General features: G+C 49.8%; 15 protein-coding genes and 2 pseudogenes. 10 read left to right on the top strand and 7 right to left on the bottom strand.

Annotated features, from left to right (window positions below; genetic code table 11):
- Positions 1-161: 161 nt before the first annotated feature.
- Positions 162-1,214 carry a DUF2776 family protein gene (locus HBM92_RS01200; protein WP_014639672.1) on the top strand — a complete coding sequence of 351 codons (1,053 nt, stop codon included), beginning with the start codon at positions 162-164 and terminating at the stop codon, positions 1,212-1,214.
- 86 nt (positions 1,215-1,300) lie between these two features.
- Here the strand turns inward: HBM92_RS01200 and HBM92_RS01195 are convergent, their stop codons facing one another.
- Positions 1,301-2,494: an NAD(P)/FAD-dependent oxidoreductase gene (locus HBM92_RS01195; protein WP_000439210.1), complete on the bottom strand. Its 1,194-nt coding sequence runs from the start codon at positions 2,492-2,494 to the stop codon at positions 1,301-1,303.
- A gap of 231 nt (positions 2,495-2,725) precedes the next feature.
- Between HBM92_RS01195 and pitA the strand changes: the two genes are divergently transcribed.
- Positions 2,726-4,225: an inorganic phosphate transporter PitA gene (gene pitA / locus HBM92_RS01190; RefSeq protein ID WP_000902780.1), complete on the top strand. Its 1,500-nt coding sequence runs from the start codon at positions 2,726-2,728 to the stop codon at positions 4,223-4,225.
- Positions 4,226-4,295: 70 nt separating this feature from the next.
- Here pitA and uspB read toward each other — a convergent pair whose 3' ends face one another.
- Positions 4,296-4,631, bottom strand: a complete 336-nt coding sequence (gene uspB, locus HBM92_RS01185; RefSeq protein ID WP_000626187.1) for a universal stress protein UspB — start codon at positions 4,629-4,631, stop codon at positions 4,296-4,298.
- 390 nt (positions 4,632-5,021) lie between these two features.
- Here uspB and uspA point away from each other — a divergent pair, with 390 nt between their 5' ends.
- Positions 5,022-5,456, top strand: coding sequence for a universal stress protein UspA (uspA, locus tag HBM92_RS01180; protein ID WP_000323571.1), 435 nt, complete (start codon positions 5,022-5,024; stop codon positions 5,454-5,456).
- A gap of 76 nt (positions 5,457-5,532) precedes the next feature.
- Here the strand turns inward: uspA and HBM92_RS25765 are convergent.
- Positions 5,533-5,597 (bottom strand): annotated as a pseudogene (locus HBM92_RS25765) (hypothetical protein); the annotation flags it as partial.
- Positions 5,598-5,772: 175 nt separating this feature from the next.
- On the opposite strand from HBM92_RS25765, the gene dtpB reads away from it, so the two are divergent.
- Positions 5,773-7,242 (top strand): dipeptide/tripeptide permease DtpB, encoded by a 1,470-nt coding sequence (dtpB, locus tag HBM92_RS01175; RefSeq protein ID WP_001098636.1) that lies wholly within the window; start codon positions 5,773-5,775, stop codon positions 7,240-7,242.
- Positions 7,243-7,290: 48 nt separating this feature from the next.
- Here the strand turns inward: dtpB and rsmJ are convergent, their stop codons facing one another.
- Positions 7,291-8,043, bottom strand: coding sequence for a 16S rRNA (guanine(1516)-N(2))-methyltransferase RsmJ (rsmJ, locus tag HBM92_RS01170; protein WP_000686607.1), 753 nt, complete (start codon positions 8,041-8,043; stop codon positions 7,291-7,293).
- A gap of 7 nt (positions 8,044-8,050) precedes the next feature.
- Entirely contained in the window at positions 8,051-10,093 is a 2,043-nt protein-coding gene (prlC, locus tag HBM92_RS01165) for an oligopeptidase A (RefSeq protein ID WP_001304945.1), read from the bottom strand.
- A 202-nt stretch (positions 10,094-10,295) separates the two neighbouring features.
- Between prlC and rlmJ the strand changes: the two genes are divergently transcribed.
- Together rlmJ and gorA are read left to right on the top strand one after the other, a co-directional pair.
- A complete protein-coding gene (gene rlmJ, locus HBM92_RS01160) occupies positions 10,296-11,138 on the top strand; it encodes a 23S rRNA (adenine(2030)-N(6))-methyltransferase (RefSeq protein WP_000954225.1) in 843 nt (280 codons plus the stop codon).
- Positions 11,139-11,209: 71 nt separating this feature from the next.
- Complete coding sequence (gorA, locus tag HBM92_RS01155; protein WP_000160795.1) at positions 11,210-12,562, top strand: glutathione-disulfide reductase; 1,353 nt, start codon at positions 11,210-11,212, stop codon at positions 12,560-12,562.
- A 53-nt stretch (positions 12,563-12,615) separates the two neighbouring features.
- On the opposite strand, the gene dinQ is transcribed toward gorA, so the two are convergent.
- Positions 12,616-12,699 (bottom strand): damage-inducible type I toxin DinQ, encoded by an 84-nt coding sequence (dinQ, locus tag HBM92_RS01150; protein ID WP_001295215.1) that lies wholly within the window; start codon positions 12,697-12,699, stop codon positions 12,616-12,618.
- A 334-nt stretch (positions 12,700-13,033) separates the two neighbouring features.
- Between dinQ and arsC the strand changes: the two genes are divergently transcribed.
- From arsC to HBM92_RS01130, 4 genes and pseudogenes are all read left to right on the top strand, one after another.
- Entirely contained in the window at positions 13,034-13,459 is a 426-nt protein-coding gene (arsC, locus tag HBM92_RS01145; protein ID WP_000065791.1) for a glutaredoxin-dependent arsenate reductase, read from the top strand.
- A gap of 616 nt (positions 13,460-14,075) precedes the next feature.
- A pseudogene (locus HBM92_RS01140) lies at positions 14,076-14,453 on the top strand (hypothetical protein); the annotation flags it as partial.
- A 189-nt stretch (positions 14,454-14,642) separates the two neighbouring features.
- On the top strand, positions 14,643-15,209 hold the full coding sequence (gene slp / locus HBM92_RS01135; protein WP_001057453.1) for an outer membrane lipoprotein Slp: 567 nt from the start codon (positions 14,643-14,645) through the stop codon (positions 15,207-15,209).
- Positions 15,210-15,361: 152 nt separating this feature from the next.
- The gene (locus HBM92_RS01130; protein ID WP_000478618.1) at positions 15,362-15,892 is read left to right on the top strand and encodes a helix-turn-helix transcriptional regulator; all 531 of its coding nucleotides are present in this window, start codon (positions 15,362-15,364) and stop codon (positions 15,890-15,892) included.
- A gap of 56 nt (positions 15,893-15,948) precedes the next feature.
- On the opposite strand, the gene chuS is transcribed toward HBM92_RS01130, so the two are convergent.
- Entirely contained in the window at positions 15,949-16,977 is a 1,029-nt protein-coding gene (gene chuS, locus HBM92_RS01125) for a hematinate-forming heme oxygenase ChuS (protein WP_001017192.1), read from the bottom strand.
- Between the last annotated feature and the right edge of the window lie 37 nt (positions 16,978-17,014).

The raw sequence follows: 17,014 nt of genomic DNA, 5'->3' as shown, positions 1-17,014 counted from the left end.
AGCATTAACTCACCGCTAAAAGTTGATCCCCATAACGCTAAATCCGATTATAGTGAAGTTACTTTTTTTAATTGATGGCATCTTATAGACATATTTAACTAACTGAAAAGACGAATCATATGTTTTTCGAAGTGTAGCAGAAAATATATATGGGGTTTAAAATGAATATATATATCGGATGGTTGTTTAAATTAATTCCTTTACTGATGGGTATAATATGCATCGCATTAGGTGAGTTTGTATTAACCGGTTCTGGGCAAAGTGAATATTTCGTTGCAGGGCATGTTCTGATTTCTCTTTCTGCGATATGTCTGGCATTGTTCACTACCGCATTTATTATTATATCTCAGTTAACTCACGGCATGAATAAATTCTACAACAGGTTATTTCCTGTTATTGGTTATGCCGGTTCTGCTACAACTATGATTTGGGGATGGTCACTGTTGGCAAGCAATAATGTGATGGCAGATGAATTTGTCGCCGGTCATGTTATTTTCGGCGTTGGCATGATTGCCGCTTGTGTATCAACCGTAGCGGCATCTTCCGGACATTTTCTGTTGATCCCCAAAAACGCCTCGGGCAGTAAGAGTGACGGTACGCCATTGCAGGCCTATTCTTCAACAATCGGTGATTGCTTAATTGCCGTTCCCGTTCTGCTTACTCTCTTTGGTTTCATTTGGTCAGTCGTACTGTTACGTAGTGCAGATATCACACCACATTATGTTGCAGGTCACGTACTAATGGGGTTAACGGCAATTTGCGCTTGTCTTATTGGCCTTGTCGCCACTATTGTCCATCAAACGCGGAATACGTTCTCAGTGAAAGAACATTGGCTGTGGTGCTATTGGGTTATTTTGCTTGGCTCACTTACCATTATTTTTGGTATCTACGTATTAATCAGTTCAGATGCAAGCGCCCGCCTGGCCCCCGGCATTATTCTCATTTGCCTGGGGATGATCTGCTACAGTATTTTCTCCAAAGTGTGGTTGTTAGCGCTGGTATGGCGACGCACATGTTCGTTAGCCAACAGAATACCCATGATTCCGGTATTTACCTGTCTGTTTTGTCTGTTCCTTGCTGCGTTCCTGGCTGAAATTGCGCAAACCGATATGGCTTACTTTATTCCTTCGCGAGTTCTGGTGGGCTTAGGTGCAGTTTGTTTTACACTGTTTTCCATCGTTTCTATATTAGAAGCGGGTTCAGCGAAAAAATAATAAAAAAGGCTTCAGATAAGGCGTTGGGCGCCTTATCTGGTTTTATTCAGGTTAATCCCTCTGGTATCGAGAGCGCATTTTGCTTCTTATTCTGCCACCAAATCCTGCGCACAAGCCCATGCACTCGACCACGCCCACTGGAAGTTATAGCCCCCCAGCCAGCCGGTGACGTCCATCACTTCGCCGATGAAGTACAGCCCAGGCACTTTGCGCGCTTCCATCGTCCGTGAAGAGAGTTCGTTGGTGTCCACGCCGCCGAGCGTCACTTCGGCAGTGCGATAGCCTTCAGTGCCGTTGGGTTGTACGCGCCAGTCAGTCAATGTGCTAATCAGTGTCTGTTGGTCACGCACGTTGAGCTGTTTTAGCGAGACATCCGGGATTTGCCCGAGTTGTTGTAACCGTTCAACCAACCGCTTCGGCAGATGAACCGCCAGCGTGTTTTTCAGGCTTTGATTCGGATGTGCATTACGCTGCTCATTCAGGAAGGTTTCGAGGTCCACATCCGGTAGCAGATTGATGCTGACAAATTCACCCGGTTGCCAGTAGCTGGAAATCTGCAACACCGCCGGTCCAGATAAGCCGCGGTGGGTGAAGAGTAAGTTCTCACGGAAAACGGTACCGTTTTCAGCGGTAATCACGGAAGGCACCGCCACGCCCGCCAGCACCTGTAACTCTTCAAGCAACGGTTTATGCAGAGTGAATGGCACCAGACCCGCACGGGTCGGCAGCACGTTGAGGCCGAATTGTTCGGCAATCTTATAACCAAACGGCGATGCGCCCAGCCCCGGCATTGACAGTCCACCGGTCGCAATGACCAGCTTTTCGCAACCGACAGTCATGCCGTTCAGTTCAAGCGTGAAGCCTGTATCATCCTTCGCCACGCTCAGCACTTCGCTACGCAATCTGAAGGCCACATTGCCCTTCTCGCACTCATCCACCAGCATGTCGACAATCTGCTGCGCGGAGTCATCGCAGAAGAGCTGCCCTAACGTTTTCTCGTGCCAGGCGATGCCGTGTTTATTGACCAGATCAATGAAATCCCACTGGGTAAAACGCGCGAGTGCAGACTTACAAAAATGCGGATTCTGGCTCAGATAAGCGCCCGGTCCGACATAAAGGTTGGTAAAGTTGCAGCGCCCACCGCCAGACATGAGGATTTTGCGCCCTGGTTTTTTACCATTATCGATCAGCAGAACCCGGCGTCCTGCCTGACCTGCCAGCGCAGAACAGAACATACCTGCCGCACCAGCGCCTATAATAATGGCATCAAACCTTTCCACGTTGCGCTCCTCTAAGAAAAAACGGGCGTGAATTGTAAAGATTCCTCAGTGGTCGCACCAGCATCAATATTACTAAAAGGAAGTATTTGCCTGAATTATATAAGATAATTATTTTTTGAGTGTAATCCATACAGGAGGCAAATCAAAAAAAGTCTATATTTCACTTTGCCCGCGCCGCGAAAGTCACTGATAATGCGCCGCGTTCATGTCCTCAAAATGGCGTAACGTCCTATGCTACATTTGTTTGCTGGCCTGGATTTGCATACCGGGCTGTTATTATTGCTTGCACTGGCTTTTGTGCTGTTCTACGAAGCCATCAATGGTTTCCATGACACAGCCAACGCCGTGGCAACCGTTATCTATACCCGCGCGATGCGTTCTCAGCTCGCCGTGGTTATGGCGGCGGTGTTCAACTTTTTGGGTGTTTTGCTGGGTGGTCTGAGTGTTGCCTATGCCATTGTGCATATGCTGCCGACGGATCTGCTGCTTAATATGGGATCGTCTCATGGCCTTGCCATGGTGTTCTCTATGTTGCTGGCGGCGATTATCTGGAACCTGGGTACCTGGTACTTTGGTTTACCTGCATCCAGCTCTCATACGCTGATTGGCGCGATCATCGGGATTGGTTTAACCAATGCGTTGATGACCGGGACGTCAGTGGTGGATGCACTCAATATCCCGAAAGTATTAAGTATTTTCGGTTCCCTGATCGTTTCCCCTATTGTCGGCCTGGTGTTTGCTGGCGGTCTGATTTTCTTGCTGCGTCGCTACTGGAGCGGCACCAAGAAACGCGCCCGTATCCACCTGACCCCAGCGGAGCGTGAAAAGAAAGACGGCAAGAAAAAGCCGCCGTTCTGGACGCGTATTGCGCTGATCCTTTCCGCTATCGGCGTGGCGTTTTCGCATGGCGCGAACGATGGTCAGAAAGGCATTGGTCTGGTTATGTTGGTATTGATTGGTGTCGCACCAGCAGGCTTCGTGGTGAACATGAATGCCACTGGCTACGAAATCACCCGTACCCGTGATGCCATCAACAACGTCGAAGCTTACTTTGAGCAGCATCCTGCGCTGCTGAAACAAGCGACCGGTGCTGATCAGTTAGTACCGGCTCCGGAAGCTGGCGCAACGCAACCCGCGGAGTTCCATTGCCATCCGTCGAATACCATTAACGCGCTCAACCGCCTGAAAGGCATGTTGACTACCGATGTGGAAAGCTACGACAAGCTGTCGCTTGATCAACGTAGCCAGATGCGCCGCATTATGCTGTGCGTTTCTGACACTATCGACAAAGTGGTGAAGATGCCTGGCGTGAGTGCTGACGATCAGCGCCTGTTGAAGAAACTGAAGTCCGACATGCTTAGCACCATCGAGTATGCGCCGGTGTGGATCATCATGGCGGTCGCGCTGGCGTTAGGTATCGGTACGATGATTGGCTGGCGTCGTGTGGCAACGACTATCGGTGAGAAAATCGGTAAGAAAGGCATGACCTACGCTCAGGGGATGTCTGCCCAGATGACGGCGGCAGTGTCTATCGGCCTGGCAAGTTATACCGGGATGCCGGTTTCCACTACTCACGTACTCTCCTCTTCTGTCGCGGGGACGATGGTGGTAGATGGCGGCGGCTTACAGCGTAAAACCGTAACCAGTATTCTGATGGCCTGGGTGTTTACCCTTCCGGCTGCGGTACTGCTTTCCGGCGGGCTGTACTGGCTCTCCTTGCAGTTCCTGTAATCGTACGCACCAAAACGAGCGGGTCAGTTTACTGGCCCGCTTTTTTTATGCGTCATTATTGCTGAAGTGCTTAATGCCAAATCATCAATGCAATCAGGCTGACCACCACCAGACCACACAATGCGCTGGTCAGAATAAACTGCCGACGCACCCGCTCACAGCGGCGAATAAACTCATCATCGTGATGATCGCGATAACGTTGGGCATAGATATACCAAACGAGACGCACCTGTTTGTTGGGTTGGCCATGTGAGGTAAAAAAGCCCCCTCCATCAACATATTGATAGAGCAATGGATCGCAGTTACGCAGTACCACTAACAACGCGCGTAGTGATGAGAAATAGCGCGCCATGTTAACAATGCAAACGACACATAAAGCCCAAAATAATGCGACGGTGCTTATCATACCTCCTCCCCGGCGACCTGCCCGCGGAGTTCCACCCCGGGGCTACCGCTCCCGATACGCTGCCAATCAGTTAACACCAGGTCCTGGAGAAACCGCTTTTGTGGTGACCAACATCCGAGCGGCTCTATAGATAGTGTAGGAGATCAGGTTGTTTTTTTTCCAGAAGGTTAACCACTATCAATATATTCATGTCGAAAATTTGTTTATCTAACGAGTAAGCAAGGCGGATTGACGGATCATCCGGGTCGCTATAAGGTAAGGATGGTCTTAACACTGAATCTTTACGGCTGGGTTAGCCCCGCGCACGTAGTTCGCAGGACGCGGGTGACGTAACGGCACAAGAAACGCTAGCTGGCCAGTCATCGACAACTTTATGGAAGGAGTAACACTATGGCTTATAAACACATTCTCATCGCGGTCGACCTCTCCCCGGAAAGCAAAGTTCTGGTAGAGAAAGCAGTCTCTATGGCTCGCCCCTACAATGCGAAAGTTTCTCTGATCCACGTAGATGTAAACTACTCTGACCTATACACCGGGCTTATCGATGTGAATCTGGGTGATATGCAGAAACGCATCTCTGAAGAGACACATCATGCGCTGACCGAGCTTTCAACCAATGCAGGCTACCCAATCACTGAAACCCTGAGCGGCAGCGGCGATCTGGGCCAGGTACTGGTCGATGCAATCAAGAAATACGATATGGATCTGGTGGTTTGTGGTCACCACCAGGACTTCTGGAGCAAACTGATGTCTTCCGCACGTCAGCTGATCAACACCGTTCACGTTGATATGCTGATTGTTCCGCTGCGCGACGAAGAAGAATAATCTTCCCTCCACGACGTGTTCCTGAACGCCCGCATATGCGGGCGTTTTGCTTTTTGGCGCGCCTTGTTACCTGATGCAGCGTAAACGCCTTATCTGGCCTGCGGTCTGCGTACTCAATCAAAACCCCTGCCAATACAACATTTAACACCATCATATTTTCTATCATTAGTGTGATCAGCTGGTTATTTTCTGTTGTAATAGTGTATTAATCTATTCGCCGCATCAATATTAAGAATCTCTGACAGATATAAACTTTTTCGCGCGTTATCCCTTACGCGTTCATACTTTTCAGGATGGTATTGGAAGGTTAATAAATATGAATACAACAACACCCATGGGGATGCTGCAGCAACCTCGCCCATTTTTCATGATCTTTTTTGTCGAGTTATGGGAGCGATTCGGCTACTACGGCGTGCAGGGCGTACTGGCGGTTTTCTTCGTTAAACAGCTTGGGTTCTCGCAAGAGCAGGCTTTTGTCACTTTTGGTGCTTTTGCTGCGCTGGTCTATGGCCTCATTTCCATTGGTGGCTATGTTGGCGACCACCTGCTGGGAACCAAACGCACCATTGTTCTCGGAGCACTTGTGCTGGCGATTGGCTACTTCATGACCGGCATGTCGCTACTTAAGCCTGACCTGATTTTCATCGCCCTGGGGACTATCGCTGTCGGTAACGGCCTGTTTAAAGCTAACCCAGCCAGCTTGCTTTCGAAGTGCTACCCGCCGAAAGATCCGCGGCTTGATGGCGCATTCACCCTGTTCTATATGTCGATCAATATCGGCTCGTTGATAGCGTTATCGCTGGCCCCTGTGATCGCTGATAAATTCGGCTATTCAGTCACCTACAACCTGTGCGGTGCGGGGTTAATTATCGCATTACTGGTTTACATCGCCTGTCGTGGAATGGTGAAAGACATTGGTTCTGAACCCGACTTCCGGCCGATGAGCTTCAGTAAACTGTTGTACGTATTACTTGGCAGCGTGGTGATGATCTTCGTCTGCGCCTGGCTGATGCACAACGTAGAAGTCGCCAATCTGGTTCTGATTGTTCTCTCCATCGTCGTCACCATCATCTTCTTTCGTCAGGCATTCAAGCTGGATAAAACCGGGCGCAATAAAATGTTTGTCGCCTTTGTCCTGATGCTCGAAGCGGTGGTGTTTTACATTCTCTACGCCCAGATGCCAACGTCGCTGAACTTCTTTGCCATCAACAACGTGCATCATGAAATTCTCGGCTTTTCCATCAACCCGGTCAGCTTCCAGGCGCTTAACCCGTTCTGGGTGGTACTCGCCAGCCCAATACTGGCAGGCATTTACACGCATCTGGGTAACAAAGGCAAAGATCTCTCGATGCCGATGAAGTTTACTCTCGGCATGTTTATGTGCTCACTGGGCTTTTTGACGGCTGCAGCGGCTGGAATGTGGTTTGCGGATGCCCAGGGGCTGACATCGCCATGGTTTATCGTGCTGGTGTACTTATTCCAGAGCTTAGGTGAACTGTTTATTAGCGCCCTTGGCCTGGCGATGATTGCTGCCCTGGTGCCGCAGCATTTGATGGGCTTTATTCTCGGGATGTGGTTCCTGACGCAGGCTGCCGCGTTCTTGCTGGGCGGCTATGTGGCAACATTTACCGCAGTACCAGACAACATTACCGATCCACTTGAGACGTTGCCCGTCTATACCAACGTGTTTGGTAAGATTGGCCTGGTTACGCTGGGCGTTGCAGTAGTGATGCTATTGATGGTGCCGTGGCTGAAACGCATGATTGCGACGCCGGAAAGCCATTAATTATTCTTGCAGAAAGCGGGGTAGCGTTATCGCTACCCCGCTTTACTTTTACACCGGCGTTCCGGCGTAAATATCAAAGCGATGCCCTTTAGTGACTACCGCGTTTGGCGTGGCGACATTCGCCAGCGGCGGCGCATAGTCCGGACGCTTCACCACCACGCGTTTGGTTGCCAGCAACCGCGCAGGCTCCAACAATCCATCGGCATCAAGATCCGGCCCCACCAGCGACTGAAACACGCGCATCTCTTTTTTCACCAGCGCGCTTTTCTGCTTATGCGGGAACATTGGGTCAAGATAAACTACCTGCGGACGCGGGGTGATATCGCTCAGCGCCGTCAGACTGGAGGCGTGAATCAACTGCAAACGTTCCTGTAACCAGCCGCCGATTTCCGCATCCGCATAACCACGCGCCAGGCCATCGTCGAGCAGCGCGGCAACCACTGGATTACGCTCCAGCATCCGCACGCGGCAGCCGACCGAAGCCAGCACAAAGGCATCGCGCCCTAATCCTGCGGTGGCGTCCACCACATCCGGCAAATAATCGCCTTTAATGCCCACCGCTTTCGCCACCGCCTCTCCGCGACCACCGCCGAATTTGCGTCGGTGCGCCATCGCCCCGCCAACAAAATCAACAAAGATGCCGCCCAGCTTCGGCTCATCACGCTTGCGCAGTTCCAGGTGCTCCGGCGTTAACACCAGCGCCATCAGGTTGTCTTCATCGTGTTCCAGCCCCCAGCGGGCCGCCAGAACAGATAAGGCGCCGTCTCCGGCGCCTGTTTCATCAATTAAGCAGATTTTCACTGAATGTTCAGCCCATAATGCCGTAATGCTCCAGCATCGCATCCAGCTGTGGTTCACGACCACGGAAGCGTTTGAACAGCTCCATCGGCTCTTCTGAACCGCCACGGCTCAGAATGTTGTCGAGGAACGACTGCCCAGTTTCACGGTTGAAAATGCCCTCTTCCTCAAAACGCGAGAAGGCATCTGCTGCCAGTACATCGGCCCACAGGTAGCTGTAGTAACCTGCCGCATAACCACCGGCAAAAATGTGGCTGAAAGCATGCGGGAAACGGCCCCATGACGGAGACGGTACCACGGCAACCAGTTTCTTGATTTCTGCCAGAGTTTCGAGGATTTTCGCCCCCTGATCCGGACGGAACTCTGCATGGAGGCGGAAATCGAACAGGCCGAACTCCAGCTGGCGCAGAATAAACAGCGCCGCCTGGTAGTTCTTCGCCGCCAGCATTTTATCCAGCAGCTCCTTCGGCAGCGGCTCGCCGGTTTCATAGTGACCGGAGATAAACGCCAGCGCCTCCGGCTCCCAGCACCAGTTTTCCATAAACTGGCTCGGCAGTTCGACCGCATCCCACGGCACCCCACTGATCCCGGAAACACCAGCGGTTTCAATGCGGGTCAGCATATGGTGCAGGCCGTGACCGAACTCGTGGAACAGGGTGATCACTTCGTCATGGGTAAACAGCGCCGGTTTACCATTTACCGGGCGGTTGAAGTTGCAGGTCAGATACGCGACCGGTTTTTGCAGCGAACCGTCGGCTTTACGCATCTGGCCTACGCAGTCATCCATCCACGCCCCGCCGCGTTTGTTTTCACGGGCATACAGGTCGAGGTAGAAGCTGCCGCGCAGTTCGTTGTTCTCGTCATACAGTTCGAAGAAACGTACATCCGGATGCCAGACATCAACATCGTTACGCTCTTTAGCGGTGATGCCGTAAATACGTTTCACCACTTCAAACAGGCCGTTAACCGCTTTGTTTTCCGGGAAGTACGGACGCAGTTGTTCATCGCTGATGCTGTAGAGGTGCTGTTTCTGTTTTTCGCTGTAGTAAGCGATATCCCACGGTTGTAACTCATCGACGCCAAATTCGGCTTTGGCGAAGGCGCGCAGTTGCGCCAGCTCTTTTTCGCCTTGCGGGCGCGCGCGTTTTGCCAGATCGGTTAAGAAATCCAGCACCTGCTGCGGGTTTTCTGCCATTTTAGTGGCAAGTGATTTGAAGGCGTAGTTTTCAAAGCCCAGCAGTTGCGCCAGTTCGTGACGCAGCGCGAGGATCTCTTCCATCACCTTGCTGTTGTCCCACTTACCGGCGTTCGGACCTTGATCGGAAGCACGAGTGCTATAAGCGCGATACATCTCTTCGCGCAGGGCCTGGTTGTCGCAGTAGGTCATTACCGGCAGGTAGCTTGGGATATCCAGCGTCAGCAAATAACCTTCCAGCTCTTTCGCTTCAGCCTGGGCTTTTGCCGCAGCCAGCGCGCTTTCTGGCATCCCCGCCAGCTCCGCTTCGTCGGTAACGAGTTTGGTCCAGCCCATCGTCGCATCGAGGACGTTGTTGCTGTACTGGTTGCCCAGTTCAGAAAGACGGGTAGCAATTTCGCCGTAACGCTGCTGTTTCTCTTTCGGCAGACCGATGCCAGAGAGTTCGAAGTCGCGCAGTGCGTTATCAACCGCTTTTTTCTGCGCCGTGTTCAGCGTGGCGTAATGATCGCCATCGCGCAGGTCGCGATATGCCTTATACAGCCCTTCATGTTGCCCTACCCAGGTGCTGTATTCTGACAGCAGCGGCAGGGTTTGTTCGTACGCTTCACGCAGTTCCGGGCTATTTTTCACCGAGTTCAGATGGCTGACCGGGGAGAAGATACGCCCCAGCACATCGTCCACTTCCGCCAACGGCTGGCAGAGATTTTCCCAGGTGTACGGTGCCCCTTGCGCTACTACGCGCTCCACATTTTCGCGGCAGTCGTTCAGCGCCTTAGTCACGGCTGGAACGACATGTTCCGGGAGAATTTTAGAAAACGGAGGCAATTCAAAGGGAGTCAGTAACGGATTCGTCATTAGCGCAGTCCTGGTTAAAGAGGTTAAGGAAGCGCTCAACAGGCGCTTTACATAATGTTTGTAGCATGGGGTTAAGTGTAGTGAATTTCAATGAGAAACGTTACGCTTTCGCGGCGGCGGCCTCTTTTCGGTATACTGTCCTGATAGGCTTTTGTGCGCCCCGAATACGGGCCGATTTTTACTTACCGGAACACCTTTACCCATGCTCAGTTATCGCCACAGCTTTCACGCTGGCAACCACGCCGACGTCCTTAAACATACCGTTCAGAGCCTGATCATTGAGTCGCTGAAAGAGAAAGATAAACCGTTTCTCTATCTCGACACCCACGCAGGGGCCGGGCGTTATCAGTTAGGCAGCGAACATGCCGAGCGTACCGGCGAATATCTCGAAGGCATCGCCCGTATCTGGCAGCAGGACGATTTGCCTGCGGAGCTGGAGGCGTACATCAATGTGGTAAAACACTTCAACCGTAGCGGGCAGTTGCGTTATTACCCCGGTTCGCCGTTGATTGCTCGCCAGCTACTGCGTGAACAGGACAGCCTGCAACTGACCGAACTGCACCCGAGCGATTACCCGTTGCTGCGTTCTGAATTTCAGAAAGACAGCCGTGCGCGCGTCGAAAAAGCCGACGGTTTCCAGCAGCTTAAGGCCAAGCTGCCGCCGGTTTCCCGCCGTGGTTTAATCCTTATCGACCCGCCGTATGAAATGAAAACCGACTATCAGGCGGTGGTCAGCGGGATAGCAGAAGGTTACAAACGTTTCGCCACTGGCACTTACGCATTGTGGTATCCAGTGGTGCTGCGCCAGCAAATTAAGCGCATGATCCACGACCTGGAAGCGACCGGCATTCGCAAAATTCTGCAAATTGAACTGGCGGTGCTGCCAGACAGCGATCGCCGTGGCATGACCGCTTCTGGCATGATTGTGATTAACCCGCCGTGGAAGCTGGAACAGCAGATGAATAACGTGCTGCCGTGGCTGCACAGCAAACTGGTTCCGGCAGGCACCGGGCACGCCACCGTAAGCTGGATCGTGCCAGAGTAATTGCAGCCATTGCTGGCACCTATTACGTCTCGCGCTACAATCGCGGTAATCAACGATAAGGACAATATGTCATGACTAAACACTATGATTACATCGCCATCGGCGGCGGCAGCGGCGGTATCGCCTCCATCAACCGCGCGGCTATGTACGGCCAGAAATGCGCACTGATTGAAGCCAAAGAGCTGGGCGGCACCTGCGTAAATGTTGGCTGTGTGCCGAAAAAAGTGATGTGGCACGCGGCGCAAATCCGTGAAGCGATCCATATGTACGGCCCGGATTATGGTTTTGATACCACTATCAATAAATTCAACTGGGAAACGTTGATCGCCAGCCGTACCGCCTATATCGACCGTATTCATACTTCCTATGAGAACGTGCTCGGTAAAAATAACGTTGATGTAATCAAAGGCTTTGCCCGCTTCGTTGATGCCAAAACCATTGAAGTCAACGGCGAAACCATCACGGCCGATCATATTCTGATCGCCACCGGTGGTCGTCCGAGCCACCCGGATATTCCGGGCGTGGAATACGGTATTGATTCTGATGGCTTCTTCGCCCTTCCGGCTTTGCCAGAGCGCGTAGCGGTTGTTGGCGCGGGTTACATCGCCGTTGAACTGGCGGGCGTGATTAACGGCCTCGGTGCGAAGACGCATCTGTTTGTGCGTAAACATGCGCCGCTGCGCAGCTTCGACCCGATGATCTCTGAAACGCTGGTTGAAGTGATGAACGCCGAAGGCCCGCAGTTGCACACCAACGCCATCCCGAAAGCGGTAGTGAAAAATGCCGATGGTAGCCTGACACTGGAGCTGGAAGATGGTCGCAGTGAAACGGTGGATTGCCTGATTTGGGCGATTGGTCGCGAGCCTGCCAATGACAACATCAACCTGGAAGCCGCTGGCGTTAAAACCAACGAAAAAGGCTATATCGTCGTCGATAAATATCAAAACACCAACGTTGAAGGTATTTACGCGGTGGGCGATAACACGGGTGCAGTGGAACTGACACCGGTGGCTGTTGCAGCAGGTCGCCGTCTCTCTGAACGCCTGTTTAATAACAAGCCGGATGAGCATCTGGATTACAGCAACATTCCGACCGTGGTCTTCAGCCATCCGCCGATTGGTACTGTTGGTTTAACGGAGCCGCAGGCGCGCGAGCAGTACGGCGACGATCAGGTGAAAGTGTATAAATCCTCTTTCACCGCGATGTATACCGCCGTCACCACTCACCGCCAGCCGTGTCGCATGAAACTGGTATGCGTTGGACCGGAAGAGAAGATTGTCGGTATTCACGGCATTGGTTTTGGTATGGACGAAATGTTGCAGGGCTTCGCGGTGGCGCTGAAGATGGGTGCAACCAAAAAAGACTTCGACAACACGGTTGCCATTCACCCGACAGCGGCAGAAGAGTTCGTGACAATGCGTTAAATGTTAAAGGGCTAAGAGTAGTGTGCTCTTAGCCCTTAGCTACGTTTCCGCTATCAGTTCAGAAGCTGAAGCAGAAAGCGGATCAGTTCCAGCAGCGCAATTAACGCCCCAAGAACGATGATTGCTTTATCAATCACCCGTTTTCTCCATGCGATGGAGTGAGAATGCATCCGCTTACTCATCCATTGCCTGTCACGGCGCATGTCTCATTGTTAGATGTGGGCTATCTCACTCCAGCCAGAGCCACCAACTCAGGGCTGAACAGTAAAAAAACCGACGCGAAGTCGGTTTTTTTACGTCCTGATTCAGACCTCCTTTCAAATGAATGCCCAACGCTTAATTCACACCTACACCTTTCTCTACACTTACATATTCGTTAAACCATATGTGTTTTTGACTTGTCCGCTTTGGTTTGTAACTCTGGTGGCGCTGGCGCTACACCTCTCTTTCACATCGTAATGAGATACTGATATGAGCAACATTACCATTTATCACAACCCGGCCTGCGGTACGTCACGTAATACGCTGGAGATGATCCGCAACAGCGGTACAGAACCGACCATTATCTATTATCTGGAAACACCACCGACGCGCGATGAGCTGGTAAAACTCATTGCCGATATGGGGATTACCGTACGCGCGCTGCTACGTAAAAACGTCGAGCCGTATGAGGAACTGGGCCTTGCAGAAGATAAATTTACTCACGATCAGTTAATCGACTTTATGCTTCAGCACCCGATTCTGATTAATCGCCCGATTGTGGTGACGCCGCTGGGAACTCGCCTGTGCCGCCCTTCAGAAGTCGTGCTGGAAATTCTGCCAGATGCGCAAAAAGGCGCGTTCACCAAGGAAGATGGCGAGAAAGTGGTTGATGAGGCGGGTAATCGCCTGAAATAAAGCGGCTATATTCCCCCACAGGTTGTTAGAAAAATGCGCTTTATTTATGTCGGATGCGACGCTGGCGCGTTTTATCCGACCTACAAAGTTATGATAATTCGATGAATTGTATGTTATTTGTAGGCCTGACAGTCGTAGCGTATCAGGCGATTTTGCTATTTACACAGTACTCCCTGCGTGAGATTCCAATTATCGCGTCCAGCATGGTGTATCAGTGAGCTGCTTAGTTATCAGCGATACAGTGCAGCAGTTTAAAGATGTACTGGATTATGATTTATCAGTGGTTTACACAATAAATAATTTCAACATACGTTAACCTATTTTATTATTACATATCTAAAACATCACAAAAATATCACTTCACACACTATCAGAGAACATCATACCTTTTTAAAACGAGCATTTTCGATAGTTGTTAACGTTTTCTTTTGCGATATGATTATTGCCTTTTTTTGCACTCAAATATTACCAGATGGAAATAAAAGAGAAGTCAAAGGTAATTATATCAGGAAGATATGACGCATTATATTTACTGTATGTAGAAGAAAATCCATTCCTGTTCTAATTATCCAATTTAAAAATCTTAGCATAAAACAAATGATGAATAAGGAATGTTATGTCAATTGACTTTACCCCAGGTGTAATAAATACATATAACGGTGATATTTATAACTGCACAACAAATACCGATAATGTTAAAACGCCAGACACACCGAAGTGGCCTTGTGATAACCGGGAAGAACAACACCCCATTAATGCCCCATTCTCTGGAGAATGGATACACCTCTGAACAATTTGATTTAGCGCAACAACGCCAACAAATTAATGCGTGCCATACGAACACCACATATACAAATGCAGACTACTCAAAGTTGAGGCTCAACTTGTAAGTCTTATTAATAACATTGAAACGATAAGCTCGACACCACTTCCGCAAAAGACACAATCAATACTTAATCAGATAAATAACATTAGACACGAAAAGATTAAAAACCTCTGAATATAGATTATGGAACAATGGATACTCATGCCACGCCCAAAAATTAACTGAGCTCAACTAAACAGAAGAGATATAAACATCAGACAGGTTTACGTTACTATCAGGCATATCGCCTCAGAATCAGATGAAAACTATAAAGAAATATCTATTATGGTTTTAATATTTGTTGATAAGGATAGTAACATGAACATGACAAAAGGTGCACTCATCCTCAGCCTTTCATTTTTGCTTGCCGCATGTAGTTCAATTCCGCAAAATATCAAAGGCAATAACCAACCTGATATTCAAAAAAGTTTTGTTGCTGTTCATAACCAGCCGGGGTTATATGTTGGTCAACAAGCGCGCTTTGGCGGGAAGGTTATCAACGTTATCAATGGTAAAACGGATACGTTGTTAGAAATCGCTGTATTACCGCTGGATAGCTATGCGAAGCCCGATATTGAAGCCAACTATCAGGGCCGACTGCTCGCCAGACAAAGCGGCTTCCTTGATCCAGTGAACTATCGTAATCACTTTGTTACCATCCTCGGTACCATTCAGGGTGAACAACCTGGCTTTATCAATAAAGTCCCGTATAACTTCCTGGAAGTGAATATGCAGGGCATCCAGGTGTGGCATTTGAGAGAAGTGGTTAATACCACCTATAACCTGTGGGATTACGGCTATGGTGCATTCTGGCCGGAACCGGGCTGGGGGGCTCCTTACTACACCAATGCGGTGAGTCAGGTAACACCTGAGCTGGTCAAATAACACCACCGAAAGATGCAGATGCTTTCTCAGCATCTGCATCATGCATTACATCAAATTAATACACAGTAAGCTAACTATTATTATAAGCCCTGTCCTGTTAATTACCTTTGGCAAACTGATTATAAAGTTAATGTCCGTACCAGGAGTCGGTTATGTTTCTTATAATTACCAGGGATACGATGTTTTTCACCGCGATGAAAAACATTCTGAGTAAAGGTAATGTCGTTCATATACAGAACGAAGAAGAGATCGACGTAATGTTGCATCAGAATGCCTTCGTCATTATTGATACATTAATGAATAATGTATTTCATTCTAATTTTCTCACTCAAATTGAACGATTAAAACCTGTCCATGTAATTATTTTCTCCCCCTTTAATATTAAACGCTGCCTGGGGAAAGTACCGGTGACCTTTGTTCCGCGAACTATCGCCATCATCGACTTTGTCGCACTCATCAATGGCAGTTACTGCTCTGTGCCTGAAGCGGATGTGTCCCTCTCGCGCAAGCAGCATCAGGTTCTGAGCTGTATTGCGAATCAAATGACAACGGAAGATATTCTGGAGAAACTGAAAATATCGCTAAAAACGTTCTACTGCCATAAACACAATATCATGATGATCCTCAATCTTAAGCGGATCAATGAGCTGGTACGCCATCAGCATATTAATTATCTGGTGTGAACGATTGAACAATATAAAGAGGCCCAGCAACAGCCAGACCTCCCGTTAATTATACGTTATGCAGTAACGCCTTCCGGTATCAACGAAGCAATTTGCTTACGCCATTGCGCTTGCTCCTGTTCACCTTCTGTACGTTGACCATAAAGTTGCGCTATCTGCGTACCATCATGGGCAAACAATTCCAGGCTGGTTACGTGGCCATCGCTGGTCGGTTTACGGGTAACCCAGGCTTCAGCAATGCTCTCTTCTAATAGATGAAGGGTAAACGTCGGGTTGAAAATATTCAGCCAACCTTTCATTGGCACCACTTTTTCTACCACACCGGTGAAAATCTGTACGCAGCCACGGTTGCCAACAAACACCATGATTTCATTGCCATCCTGCTGTGCAGATTCAAGAATTTGCGCCAACGCACTGTTGGATACTTTGCAGGCCAAATCGTCTGCCACCAGATTGAACGCCTGTTGGCGCGTCAGGTTGTGGCGCTTGAGCAACGTAAAAAACTGATGAACGTCGGTCATCGCCCGCCACTCTTGCTCGACCACACTGGCATCGGCTCGCGTTTGAACAACTGGCGCATCAACGGCTTTTAACTCAAGCGGCGTATTCTCATCGGTGATAAACCGTGCCAGAAGCTCACTCCATGCCGCCATATCGGTATTGTCGGTGGCATAAACTTTTAGTAATGCATCGCCCTGATGATCAAAGAACTGAATACTCTGGCGTTCGCCACGAGCCGTGTTTTCTTTGATGTGGAAAACACTGGCCCATTGATTGAGAAACAGACGTAAATCCAGCGCGCGCGGATTGAGGATCAATCCGGCATGTCCGTTCAAATGCTGGTTTGTGAACGCACCAACTTGTTCATGGACTGCGTATTCATTACGGCAAATACATTTGGTCTCGCCAACACTTTCGAGCGCCGCCAGAATTTCACGAATATCGCCGCGCATCCGCCACGCGTCGTGCGTGACGCGTGCAAATGCCAGTTCTGCTTCGCTGATATTCATTAAACCTGCGATGTCACGCGCGTACTTTCCGGGATTTTGTTCTTTTAACTCAAGCCAGCGTGTGTAGTGGTTCATTGTCTCTCTTCCTTCCAGATAAATGCCCCGAAATATC

It is taken from the genome of Escherichia sp. E.sYA108 (assembly GCF_011754335.1).
Taxonomy (GTDB): domain Bacteria; phylum Pseudomonadota; class Gammaproteobacteria; order Enterobacterales; family Enterobacteriaceae; genus Escherichia; species Escherichia coli.
Note: the sequence above shows the minus strand (reverse complement) of the source record. Positions and strands in the feature narration are given on the sequence as shown.

What these genes read in the sequence shown, in the direction of transcription:
- HBM92_RS01200 (WP_014639672.1), top strand. Translation starts at nt 162, where the DNA reads ATGAATATATATATCGGATGGTTGTTTAAATTAATTCCTTTACTGATG.
- pitA (WP_000902780.1), top strand. Translation starts at nt 2,726, where the DNA reads ATGCTACATTTGTTTGCTGGCCTGGATTTGCATACCGGGCTGTTATTA.
- uspB (WP_000626187.1), bottom strand. Translation starts at nt 4,631, where the DNA reads ATGATAAGCACCGTCGCATTATTTTGGGCTTTATGTGTCGTTTGCATT.
- uspA (WP_000323571.1), top strand. Translation starts at nt 5,022, where the DNA reads ATGGCTTATAAACACATTCTCATCGCGGTCGACCTCTCCCCGGAAAGC.
- dtpB (WP_001098636.1), top strand. Translation starts at nt 5,773, where the DNA reads ATGAATACAACAACACCCATGGGGATGCTGCAGCAACCTCGCCCATTT.
- prlC (WP_001304945.1), bottom strand. Translation starts at nt 10,093, where the DNA reads ATGACGAATCCGTTACTGACTCCCTTTGAATTGCCTCCGTTTTCTAAA.
- rlmJ (WP_000954225.1), top strand. Translation starts at nt 10,296, where the DNA reads ATGCTCAGTTATCGCCACAGCTTTCACGCTGGCAACCACGCCGACGTC.
- gorA (WP_000160795.1), top strand. Translation starts at nt 11,210, where the DNA reads ATGACTAAACACTATGATTACATCGCCATCGGCGGCGGCAGCGGCGGT.
- arsC (WP_000065791.1), top strand. Translation starts at nt 13,034, where the DNA reads ATGAGCAACATTACCATTTATCACAACCCGGCCTGCGGTACGTCACGT.
- slp (WP_001057453.1), top strand. Translation starts at nt 14,643, where the DNA reads ATGAACATGACAAAAGGTGCACTCATCCTCAGCCTTTCATTTTTGCTT.
- HBM92_RS01130 (WP_000478618.1), top strand. Translation starts at nt 15,362, where the DNA reads ATGTTTCTTATAATTACCAGGGATACGATGTTTTTCACCGCGATGAAA.
- chuS (WP_001017192.1), bottom strand. Translation starts at nt 16,977, where the DNA reads ATGAACCACTACACACGCTGGCTTGAGTTAAAAGAACAAAATCCCGGA.